General features: G+C 67.9%; 1 protein-coding gene and 1 pseudogene. Both read right to left on the bottom strand.

Going from position 1 to position 399, the window contains the following annotated elements; all coding sequences use genetic code 11:
* A partial coding sequence (locus GRC12_RS45150) for a zf-TFIIB domain-containing protein (RefSeq protein ID WP_208786166.1) occupies positions 1-146 on the bottom strand: 146 nt, incomplete at its 3' end.
* 80 nt (positions 147-226) lie between these two features.
* Positions 227-399, bottom strand: a pseudogene (locus tag GRC12_RS46270) (aminoglycoside phosphotransferase family protein); the annotation flags it as partial.

Here is a 399-nt window from a genome sequence, read left to right as displayed (position 1 = left end):
GGCTGGGACCACTGCGACTCCAGGCGGGTCAGCGCCTCCAACTCGCCGTAGTCGAGAAAGATCCCCCGGCAGCCGCTGCACTGCTCGATCTGGACGCCGTTGCGGTTGTACGTGTGCATCGGCGCATGGCACTTCGGACACTGCATGGTCGGCTCAACTCCTCGCCCGTCGGTCGTGCTTCGCGTTTCCCCAGGACAGACTCCGTCCTGGCGCGCTCGGTTGCACCTTACTTCGCGGAATCGGGGGGCAACTGCGGCGGGACGGAACCCATTCGGGCACATGCGTCGATCACCGACATCTCGATCTCGTCCAGGGGGCGGTCCTCCGTGATCGCCTTGGTGACGGCGCGGGCGGCGGTCTGGACGGTGAGGGCGCGGGCCGGGGTGTCCAGGGCCTGTC

The sequence above is a fragment of the Streptomyces griseorubiginosus genome (assembly GCF_017614965.1).
GTDB classification, from domain to species: domain Bacteria; phylum Actinomycetota; class Actinomycetes; order Streptomycetales; family Streptomycetaceae; genus Streptomyces; species Streptomyces griseorubiginosus_B.
The sequence above is the reverse complement of the archived record's forward strand: the minus strand, read 5'-3'. Positions and strand labels throughout refer to the sequence as shown.